Source organism: Candidatus Borrarchaeum sp. (assembly GCF_019058535.1).
Lineage (GTDB): Archaea > Asgardarchaeota > Sifarchaeia > Borrarchaeales > Borrarchaeaceae > Borrarchaeum > Borrarchaeum weybense.
The window spans coordinates 18,978-29,054 of record NZ_JAHPYX010000254.1 but is presented as its reverse complement, the minus strand read 5'-3'; the positions used below and the strand labels follow the sequence as shown (position 1 = coordinate 29,054).

Genomic DNA, 10,077 nt, shown 5'->3' with positions numbered 1-10,077 from the left:
TCTCCACCTCCTGCCACCACAGGAGTTCCTGGTTTTAATCCCATTTCCTGAGCAATTTCAGAACCGATTTCGCCAATGACAGCTGTAGAAGGCACTACTTCAGGTAATATATCAAAATCTATTTCGCTTTCGCTCACAATTTTTTCTGACCAGATCCTCTTATGTACATTCCAGACAAGTGTGCAGGATGCGAGTGTGTACTCAGTTACGAATCTCCCCGTCAGTTTTAGCAAAATGAAATCGTTTGGATTCAAGATTTTATGCGTCTTTGCGTAGATTTCTGGTTCAAATTCCTTTAACCAGAGGATTTTTGGAAGAATATGATAGGAATCGATTGTAAGACCAGTTATGTCATGAAGTTCCTTACCATTATTTCCGAATATTTCTCGTAATTTTCGGGCTTGATCGTCAGACCGTCTGTCCAAATAAAGAATCGAATTATAAAGCGGTTCACCATTTTTATCAACTGCGGTGCAGCCGTCAGTCTGGGAATCCGAGACAATAGCAACGATATCCTCCTTGTTGATGCCACTTTTTTCAACAGCTTTTTTCACTGTCTTCTTGGCTGCATCCCACCAAAGATTTGGATCAGTTTCTGCCCAAATTGGCAATGGTGTTAAAACTGGATAATCTTGGGACGCTGCAGAACTTATAACCTTGCCTTCGTAGTTACAAATGGTTACCTTAAGCCCAGTTGTTCCTACATCTATTGCAATTAAATATGACGACATAAAAATCCCTACTGAAGTCTAATTAAGCCCATTATATATTGAGTGATCATATATATTACAATATGGCTATAATATAAAATCGGATTAATTTATGGTGATGAAAATGAAAATACTAATAGCTGGAGATGATTTCACACCGGCGTTGATGTTTAAAGAGGAAATAGAAAAAAAACTCGCGCTCTTAGGGAAGGATTTGAATTTTGAATTTTTTGATATCGAAATAGATGAAAAATCAGTCGTCAAAGGACTAACAGGGATAAAGGAATATTTTGGGACCCCACAAGAGATAATAGACAAAATCAGTGGCGTAGAGATTTTAGTCATTACATTTGCCCCAATTACAGCAGAGGTGCTTGAAGCTGCAGACAAATTGCGGGTTATAGGGTGCGGACGGGGTGGCCCAGTCAACGTCAATGTTGATGCGGCGACCAAGCGAGGCATACCTGTCTTGAATACTCCCGGAAGAAATGCTGATGCAGTCGCTGATTTTACTCTCGGTCTAATTATTGCATTGGTTCGAAATATAATGACAGCTCATAACTGGATTAAGAATGGTGATTGGATAACTCCAAGAGAGGACACATTCGAAAAACCGACGGGACCCGAATTGAATGGTCGGGTTTTAGGATTACTCGGGGTAGGGGCAATAGGAGCATTAGTCTCGAAAAGAGCACAACCGTTCGGTTTAGAAGTTTGGGGATATGATCCATTTATTCCAAAAGAGCGATTTCAGGAACTTGGTATAAAACACGTGGAGGATATAAACGAAATATTACGCGAGGCAGATATCATCAGCGTCCACGCAAGACTTCCAAAGGGTTCAAAACCACTCATTTCATCGAAAGAATTTGACTTGATGAAAAAAACAGCGTATGTAATTAACACTGCTCGAGCAATAGCAGTGGATCAAGATGCATTAATTCAAGCATTACAGGAGAAAAAAATAACTGGTGCGGCTTTAGACGTATACAATGTAGAGCCAATAGATCATCCTAATGATCCCATATTAAAACTAGATAATATATTACTAACTCCACATGCCGCAGGCGTGTCTTATGATATTCCCCGTAGAACTGGAATGATGATCGCAGAAGGACTGTACCAATTTTTGAGTGAGGGAACCGCACCTTACGTGGTCAATCGTGAAGTTTTAAAAGGAAAATAAGGGCGTAGGAGCGCCTTTCTTACTTTTGCTTTTAGTATCACTTTAATACTTCAAGGACTGCGTTTATATTTTCTTTGATTGTACCGCCTGGGACAAAAATACCGTCTTGAATCGCTCCACCGATTGTAAAAGTCCAAACGCCTAACTCTTTCATTTTTTCAATTCTTTCAAAACTGTTAATGGATCCTGCGATGATCAATGGGAGTCCTACGGCTTTTTGAACTTCTTGTATGAGTAATGGGACTTCTGACGCTGGTTCACGTCTATAAGCTAAAAGATTAATGCCGGTGATACCCTTTGTCTTCACCATTTTGCCTTCTTCCGCTATCTCTTCGATACTACCCTCAAGAATACAGGGATGTCCTACAATTTTTCCGATATATGGAAAAAATCCTATTTCTGTGCCTTTAATCGCTTCCATGGAAGAATCAATGAAGGTTCCTCCGATCAAATAATCAACACCGAGATCTACTGCCAGCTTTGCCGATCTAAGATTCAATTCTTCCGACTCACTGACGACTTCGATAAATATTTCCATGTCCGTTTCACGTAATTTTGCCATTAAAGGCTTGTACTTATCGGCAGGAAGACCACCTTCCTGAGGATCTTTGAATCCAATATATCTAAGATTAGTGTCCATTATCTCATCTACGACTTCAAGCGAATTCGGTATAGTCACATCATCTTTTGTTAACATGTAAATTAGATCTGTCATATGAAATACCCCCAAAATTGGATTTACAAATTAGATTTATCATCAATTTCTTTTTTAAACCTTAGATTTTTGAAAACAACAATTATGAGGAAAGGTATAAACCATACAAAATATTGCTTGTAAAGAACCCAAAAAAACGAGACAGTTGCGATATAAACTAAAAAACTGGTAATGTATAAGTCATACTCCCGAAATTTCGTATAGATAATAATAAGGATAATACTCATACTAATTTTGCTTATAATGCTAGAATATAATGTGTGGACTTGGGCAAAGATGCCAAATCCTTGATCTCCAGCAGGTCCTCTACCAATCTGGGAAAACGTTAATGCTTGAAAATAGGTTAAAGGAGTAATAAGAAAAGGTAGACTTAGAATAAGAAAAATACCAAGTCCAATCGCAATACTCTGTATACGATTTTTCAATTTATAGAGAAATAGCGGTAGCATAAGAATAGGAATGGGTTTTATCATTATACTTATGGTATAGAAAACAGTTGCCTCTATTTCTTTTCCTTTATCTAACCAAGCAAATGCAAGTAGCATAAAAAGTATCATAATAACCTCATATTTTGCATGAGAACTATTATAGAGAACAAAGGGGTTGAAAATCCAAAGAATTAAGCCGAAAAAAGAATTCCAGAATCGACCATTATTTAGAATTTTGTAGATTAAAAGGCCGACCATGATGTCAATGATAAATAGAAAATATTGAGTTATTGTTAGGTGAGACTCATTAACTAGTATACTAATAACATACAATGCTGCTGATAAATAAAGGTGTAACGGAGGATATCCGTATCTCTGTGTCGACCAAATGCTTTTTCTTGAGAGTTCTTCAGCATATATATTTTTTCCTAAGAGAAATTCTTTCACTATTTCGTGAGTTCTTAAAAAATCAACTACAGGTGGAGGACTATACTGAACTACAAGTAATCTAAAGACAAAACTTAGAATGCAACTAATACTAATTGCAAACAGTTGGAGGAATTTATTGGTACTAAATAAATCTAAGAGTGATTCTACTTTTAATACTAGAATTTTAAAGGACGCTTGGATTATCTGAATGATTCTTTCAATTTTCATATTCTATCAAGAAGAATTAACTTTGTTTATAATATTAACTCTTAAGTTAGAGTTTACTCTTGAAGACCGATCCGTTAGCTGTCATTTGCAACAAGAAGGGTTCGGAAGATATTGAAAGTTTAAATAATCACAACTGCATGCCTTTGTTAACTACTTGCAGCCCTCATCATCCAGCCTTTCATTAATCATTATTTAAATTCACACAGGAATACAGGTCCAATCTTCGCAAAAAACAACATAACTTTAGATGCAGGTTTGGCTTAATTGCATAGGCTCACTGGACCATATATTCTTGAATATTGATTATGTCTTATCCATAGGGCTATACTTGTAAGTAACTGGATTCTCTAAATAGAGCCTTTAAAACAGGGGAAAAACCAGATATCACCACCAGCGTAACTAGAGTCATATCTTGCGATATCAGCATCAGTTAATTCTTTAAAAGCGCGTTTAGCACGTTCTTTTGACCAACCTGTTTTAATGACGTCTGCCAGTGTCAACCAACCTTTTTCTGCAGCAAGATCCAGAACCTCACGAAGGTCATCACTTAACGCAACATCAACAAATTCCACAAGCTTAACACCAGACTTCAGTTTTTTTATCCCTGGAATTATTTTTTGTTTTTCAAGTTTTTTAACCGTTTTTTCTACATCTTGAGGCGAAATCTTCACACTCATTGTTTTTAATTCTGCCAAGAGCTCGGCAACAGAGACCAGACCTCCTGTCTCGTTTAATTTGTTCTCCCCAATCAACAAGATTTTTTCAGAGAGTTTATCAAAGTATTTTCCTTTGAACAATAGAGGTTTGGTTAGTTTTTCACCGGGAAGCGGAGGTAGTCCTGCTTCGACTCTCATCTGTCGATATTTTTCAAGGATTGCAGCAGGCATCGTGCATACATCAGTCCCATACTTTTTTTCAATTCTTTCTAAGCCTTTTTTCAACTCTGCAATTCTTTCCATATCTGCTTCAAGATCCTGAAACTGAAGTGACTTTTCAAATCCTCTGTATGCATCCTCCATTGACGAAGTTTGTTCTACATTCGCACCGCATTTAGGACAAAATTTTGCATTATCAGGAAGTGATGTACCACATTTAGGACAATATAGACTCATTAAAATCCCTTCTTTGGCATAAACAGTATCTATAATGAATTTAATTTTGAGGGAAACTATAATTCAGTTTCTTTTTCATTTTTTGAGACTTTTTTGCTTTTGGTAATTGAATCTGTTTCAGCATGTGAATGAACAGAGTTTATATCTTCTTCCAGAGAAGTTTCCTCTTGTAAATTAGATTCTCTAGTCTCTTCTAAAGGAGGTGAGGGAAGCCCTTGAGAATCAATATCTGCTGGAAGGGTGCCAAGTTTTTCATCAGCCTCTTTTGTTTGTGCAATATGCTGTTCAAGGTTGCTCACAATGCCCAATACTTTAGCTGGATCGATTTCTTCAGTAGAAGCTGTTGTTCTTAAGAGCGCTGAAACCTCAGGTGCCATGATTAAGTAATCTACAAGACTTTCAGCACGGTTGAGTCTGAAAATCTCCTTTTTTATATCATTTTGTTCGTCTGTTATTAATTGACATTCTTCAAGGAGTCTAATAGCTACCTCTTTGTCACCTGCCATTTTAGCTTCTTGTGCGGCTGTGTATTTTGTTCGAAACTGTTTTTCCAATTGTGCTCTTCGTTTTTCTAACTGGGCAATAGCCTTTTTTAAGGCTACTTGCAGTCGAAATTGTCTTGTCGCGCCGCCTTGTTTTTTCCAAATTCCCATCGAGATTCCCTTACTCAGTTTTCTCAATAAAAATCAGCACACGGACATTAATAAAAGTTTGTTAGATTTAATTGAGAAATTAGCTTCTACGTTAGAATAAATACTCTACAGAATCATTTAAACCGCAATAATTCAATATTCAGAGCGCTTATGCGAAATTAGCTAGATATCATTTTTTAAACACCTGCTCTAATGCACGCCATAGATGATCAGATGTTGGTCTCGGTAGATCTCGGTATTTTTTATCCTTTGTAAGAATTTTACGTATTTGTGGGTCTCCTACGAATTCGCCAATTATATGCGCAGCTATATTTTCACTCTCTAGTTGTTCTACAATCATTGGGGTCTTTTCTGGGCTCGCCGAAATGATCAAGCAACCAGAACTAATCAGTTGAAAAGGATCAATTTCGAAAAATTCACAAATAGCTTCTGTTTCACTGGTTATAGGAATTAGCGCTTCTTCTATTTGCAAGCCAATATGAGAGGCATCTGCGATCTCATGGAGTCCTAAAAATACCCCTCCTTCTGTAGGATCATGCATCGCATTGACACCTCCTACGCTCATTGCGATATGAGCATCTTTCACTACGCTGATTTGTTCGATGAATTTTTTTGCCTGCAATATAACCGAGTCTTCCAGATGTCCCTTAAGAATGATTTCCATTTCTTCAGCAAGGATTGAGGTGCCTTCCAACCCAACACTCTTAGTAATAATAATCTGGTCACCAGGTTTTGCACCCTTAGAAGTTACATAATTATCTATTTCAGTTTCACCAACCATGAAACCGACAACAATGGGTCTACTAATTCCTGGCGTAATTTCCGTATGTCCTCCTGCTACGGTTATATTAAGTTCTTTTGATGCTGCGTCAATTTGAGAAGTAATTTGATCTAAGATCTTCCTGTGATCTATTTTCGTTTTCTCGGGTAATAAAATAGTTGTTAAGTACCATAGGGGAATGGCTCCACAGGTTGCAATATCATTTGCATTAATGTGAACAGAAAGCCATCCAATGCTCTCTAAGCTACCTGTTATGGGATCCGTTGTCACAACAATCACCTTTCCATTCATTTTGATAATTGCTGCGTCTTCACCTATGCCAGGCGCAAGTAGAAGACGTGGATTTTGCACCCCCAAGTGTTCGAAAACAATAGTTCGTAAGATATCCATAGGTATTTTTCCGGGAGGGAATGCCATTAACAAACTCCTCCATTATAATCTCTTTTTTGAGAAAGACATATGATTGAAGAAATCTTTTGAAGTACAATCGACTATCTCAAAGAGATTTAAAAATTGTTATGGGCGTGATGAAACCAATTGAATCAGGAAAATATTCATAGAGTTCGTCTTCCTGTTCCTTTCTTTGTTAGGCATGTTTACGTCCATTTAATTGAAAATCATGATAATTCAAGTTTGGTTTTAATCGATTGTGGCCCCGCGACTGAAGAGGCGTTTAACACACTTACCACTTATGTCCAATCTATCGGATACTCCATGGATGATATCGAGGCATGCATAGTTACACACTCTCATTATGAACATTATGGCCTGTTTAAAAAAATAAAAGATGAGTGTAATGCACAAATCTTTGCGCATCAGAATATGATCACCTCTACGTCTGACTTAAAGGACGATCTTTCGTTGAGATCCGAGTTACTTGTTACAAATGGGATGCCAATAGTAACGGTAAACCAGTTTCTGAAAACTTATCAAGGCATTATAAAGAATACGCCCATGACTGATATTGATAGAATGTTAACTCACGAAGAATCTATTTTCACAAATTCTCTGAAATTGCGAATTATTTGGACTCCAGGGCATAGCGCAGATCATATTTGCTTATATAATGAAGAGAAAAGGATAATGTTTACAGGAGATCATATTATCTCAAAGATCACGCCACAAATTGGTCATAGATGCGTAGAACAATCAGAAAATCCCCTAAAAACGTATCAACAATCTCTTCAAGAGTTGTTAAACTATGATATTGAAATTGCTTTCCCAGGCCATAATGAGGCGATTGAAAATCCGCATAAGCGAGTACTAGAGATTTTAAAACATCATAATTCTCGGGAAAGGTGGATTTTAGAAACTCTAGAGAACAAAAAACTAACAGCATTCGAAATTTCAAAAAGAGTTTTCGGAGAGAATCAACCACTTATTGGAAATATAATTTCTTGTACTGAAACAATTGCGCATCTTAAATCTCTTAAAGTTAACGAACAAGTTAATGAAATACTCAAAGATGGCATTTATTATTATGAAAAAGTTTCTTAGCGTGAAAAAGAAGAGCCTATATTTTATCCATAATCTTCTTTAGGTTTTTCTGGTTTTTACGCTTCAGTACAACAAGTTTTCTTGTAGAAGGATTGAATATAGCAAGATTAATCTGACTATTAAGAAATCGCTTAAGTGAATCAGGTATTATTTTCCATGTCTCATCAAGAAGACCTAAATGAATAGTACTGCCCATAAAAGAAGAATAAAATAAAACCATGCCCACAGATTCAAAGATTTCAGATAAGGATGCCATATGTACTCTTAAAATGATGCATAAGGCGATGTCATCGCGTCTATCTCTCGCAACAAATATGGATCTATCCTCAAGGTACTCTTCTTCAACATTCCGAAAATTATGCAATAACGTGGCTTTTAAATCCGCATGTAGTTTATATCTACGATTTTGTTCTTTCAATCTTGATCCGGAAGCCACATTTAATTCCTCTACGACTTTAAAATTGAGAATATTACTGCAAATATTGAATGGGAAATCACCTATATGTCTCTTTTGATGATTCAATAAGAGACGAGAAAAACCAGTTAATATCTCAATGCGCCTTTTAACAAAATCTCTGAGTAAAAATGCAAACCTAGTGAGTTAACAATCCTAAAAAGAAAACATCCATTAATATCGAATTCTTGATATTTGTATAAAACAATCAAAAATTTGTTTCTAAAATTCTTCATTATTTAAGAACCATTTAGAGCCTGAACGGAAATAATATCATATAAAATTTAATTTCTAGAAAAATGCTATAACGCATCATTATTAGGTTCGAAATATTGAGAACTTTTTTTTATACGAACCAATGATGTTAAATAACCCGCTATCCTATTTCTTAGTTTTTTGGACTGCAAGTCTAATATTTGATCTAACAGTTCCTTATTTTTTTCAAAATCATCTTCAATCAAATGGTCGTAAGTTTCCAAGATTTTTTTAGAGATATTTTTGATATGTGATGGTCTAATCTTTCCCAAGAAGCAACAACTCCATTTATTCCTTAGGTGTTTCAGTCACTCGTCTAAGTACACAATTCTTTTAATAATATTTTCTTTAAAGGAATGATTGAAAAGTTGCATCTACTTTTTTAAGCAAAAAAATTGACTGCATTCTTAAAAAAATTTGTAGTGTGAGAATCTATGAACGTTATTTCAGAGAGAATGAAGGATATTCCTCCATCTGGAACATTGAAAATGCTTGCAAAGTCAAAAGAATTAGAACAAAAAGGAAGAAAAATAATACATCTAGAAGTAGGACAGCCTGATTTTGATACCCCCCTACATATCAAAGAAGCTGCAATCAGTGCGCTAAAAGATGGATTTACGAAATACACTTCAAGCCAAGGTATCCCCCAATTATTAACAGCAATTGCGGAAGACACTAACAAGGATGATGTCTCAATCACACCTAAGAATGTAATTGTAACGCCTGGTGCAAAGCATGCAATTCTTCTTGCAATGCTAGCAACGTTAAATCCAGGAGATGAGGTTTTAATTACAACACCAGCTTGGCCTACTTATTTTACTTCAATAAAAATTGCAGGTGGAGTTGATGTTCAAATTCCAGTTGATGCTTATAATAAGAGCATTGTAGAGAAATTGAATAATGGAATTACTCAAAAATCAAAGATGATTCTTATTAATTCGCCAAGTAACCCATTAGGAGATGTCATGGATAAGGAAGTATTAAACGAAATCTATCAACTTGCAGTTGAACATGAATTAATGATTCTCTCTGATGAAATCTATCAAAAACTTGTATATAATAGTGATGAAAGAGCAGCTACTATTTTGGCTATAGATAAAGAATGTGAAAGGACGATAGTCATAAACGGGTTTTCGAAGGCTTATTCGATGACTGGCTGGCGTTTGGGTTATGCTGTAGCATCTTCTGAGCTAGTTAAAAACATGATTCGAATTCAACAAAATTCTACTACATGTCCAACTAGTTTTGTACAGATAGCAGGTGTTGCTGCTTTGCAAGGCTCTCAAATGCCAGTAAAGCGCATGGTAGAGCGATTTAATGAGCGAAGAATGGAAATAACGCGTTTATTAAATGATATTAATGGCGTAAGATGCAATCTACCTCAAGGTGCATTTTACGTATTTCCTGACTTCTCCGAACTAAAAATTACATCAGAAGCACTCGCATTAGAATTACTTGAAGAAAAGGGTGTAGCAACAGCACCGGGTACAGTATTTGGAAAAGGTGGCGAATATCATCTAAGATTATCTTATGCCAATTCTCTAGAAGAAATACGTCATGGAGCAACCCTAATTAAAGAATTCGTGGAAGATGAAATTTAGAAATATGATATTCTAGAGTTTCTGTTAA

At 36.1% G+C, this 10,077-nt stretch carries 11 protein-coding genes; 3 read left to right on the top strand and 8 right to left on the bottom strand.

Annotation, left to right across the window (positions count from 1 at the left end):
- Window positions 1-731, bottom strand: a 731-nt coding sequence (locus QVB70_RS15540) for an FGGY-family carbohydrate kinase (protein WP_287588143.1), incomplete at its 3' end; no start/stop codon positions are given.
- Window positions 732-834: 103 nt separating this feature from the next.
- Between QVB70_RS15540 and QVB70_RS15535 the strand changes: the two genes are divergently transcribed.
- The gene (locus QVB70_RS15535) at window positions 835-1,896 is read left to right on the top strand and encodes a 2-hydroxyacid dehydrogenase (protein WP_287588142.1); all 1,062 of its coding nucleotides are present in this window, start codon (window positions 835-837) and stop codon (window positions 1,894-1,896) included.
- Between the two features lie 37 nt (window positions 1,897-1,933).
- Here the strand turns inward: QVB70_RS15535 and QVB70_RS15530 are convergent, their stop codons facing one another.
- From QVB70_RS15530 to QVB70_RS15510, 5 genes are all read right to left on the bottom strand, one after another.
- A complete protein-coding gene (locus QVB70_RS15530; RefSeq protein WP_287588140.1) occupies window positions 1,934-2,611 on the bottom strand; it encodes a hypothetical protein in 678 nt (225 codons plus the stop codon).
- A gap of 23 nt (window positions 2,612-2,634) precedes the next feature.
- The gene (locus QVB70_RS15525; protein WP_287588138.1) at window positions 2,635-3,696 is read right to left on the bottom strand and encodes a glycosyltransferase 87 family protein; all 1,062 of its coding nucleotides are present in this window, start codon (window positions 3,694-3,696) and stop codon (window positions 2,635-2,637) included.
- Window positions 3,697-4,043: 347 nt separating this feature from the next.
- Window positions 4,044-4,808, bottom strand: coding sequence for a zinc-ribbon domain-containing protein (locus QVB70_RS15520; RefSeq protein ID WP_287588136.1), 765 nt, complete (start codon window positions 4,806-4,808; stop codon window positions 4,044-4,046).
- 56 nt (window positions 4,809-4,864) lie between these two features.
- Window positions 4,865-5,461, bottom strand: a complete 597-nt coding sequence (locus QVB70_RS15515; protein WP_287588134.1) for a hypothetical protein — start codon at window positions 5,459-5,461, stop codon at window positions 4,865-4,867.
- A 169-nt stretch (window positions 5,462-5,630) separates the two neighbouring features.
- Window positions 5,631-6,659, bottom strand: a complete 1,029-nt coding sequence (locus QVB70_RS15510) for an AIR synthase family protein (protein WP_287588132.1) — start codon at window positions 6,657-6,659, stop codon at window positions 5,631-5,633.
- Between the two features lie 120 nt (window positions 6,660-6,779).
- Here QVB70_RS15510 and QVB70_RS15505 point away from each other — a divergent pair, with 120 nt between their 5' ends.
- Window positions 6,780-7,739 carry an MBL fold metallo-hydrolase gene (locus QVB70_RS15505; RefSeq protein WP_287588129.1) on the top strand — a complete coding sequence of 320 codons (960 nt, stop codon included), beginning with the start codon at window positions 6,780-6,782 and terminating at the stop codon, window positions 7,737-7,739.
- 16 nt (window positions 7,740-7,755) lie between these two features.
- Here QVB70_RS15505 and QVB70_RS15500 read toward each other — a convergent pair whose 3' ends face one another.
- Window positions 7,756-8,175, bottom strand: coding sequence for a hypothetical protein (locus tag QVB70_RS15500; RefSeq protein ID WP_287588127.1), 420 nt, complete (start codon window positions 8,173-8,175; stop codon window positions 7,756-7,758).
- 320 nt (window positions 8,176-8,495) lie between these two features.
- Window positions 8,496-8,720, bottom strand: coding sequence for a 30S ribosomal protein S17e (locus tag QVB70_RS15495; protein ID WP_287588124.1), 225 nt, complete (start codon window positions 8,718-8,720; stop codon window positions 8,496-8,498).
- 162 nt (window positions 8,721-8,882) lie between these two features.
- On the opposite strand from QVB70_RS15495, the gene QVB70_RS15490 reads away from it, so the two are divergent.
- Complete coding sequence (locus QVB70_RS15490; RefSeq protein WP_287588122.1) at window positions 8,883-10,049, top strand: pyridoxal phosphate-dependent aminotransferase; 1,167 nt, start codon at window positions 8,883-8,885, stop codon at window positions 10,047-10,049.
- The last annotated feature ends 28 nt before the right edge of the window (window positions 10,050-10,077 follow it).

Coding starts and splice junctions, on each gene's coding strand:
- QVB70_RS15535 (WP_287588142.1), top strand. CDS start 835: ATGAAAATACTAATAGCTGGAGATGATTTCACACCGGCGTTGATGTTT.
- QVB70_RS15530 (WP_287588140.1), bottom strand. CDS start 2,611: ATGACAGATCTAATTTACATGTTAACAAAAGATGATGTGACTATACCG.
- QVB70_RS15525 (WP_287588138.1), bottom strand. CDS start 3,696: ATGAAAATTGAAAGAATCATTCAGATAATCCAAGCGTCCTTTAAAATT.
- QVB70_RS15520 (WP_287588136.1), bottom strand. CDS start 4,808: ATGAGTCTATATTGTCCTAAATGTGGTACATCACTTCCTGATAATGCA.
- QVB70_RS15515 (WP_287588134.1), bottom strand. CDS start 5,461: ATGGGAATTTGGAAAAAACAAGGCGGCGCGACAAGACAATTTCGACTG.
- QVB70_RS15510 (WP_287588132.1), bottom strand. CDS start 6,659: ATGGCATTCCCTCCCGGAAAAATACCTATGGATATCTTACGAACTATT.
- QVB70_RS15490 (WP_287588122.1), top strand. CDS start 8,883: ATGAACGTTATTTCAGAGAGAATGAAGGATATTCCTCCATCTGGAACA.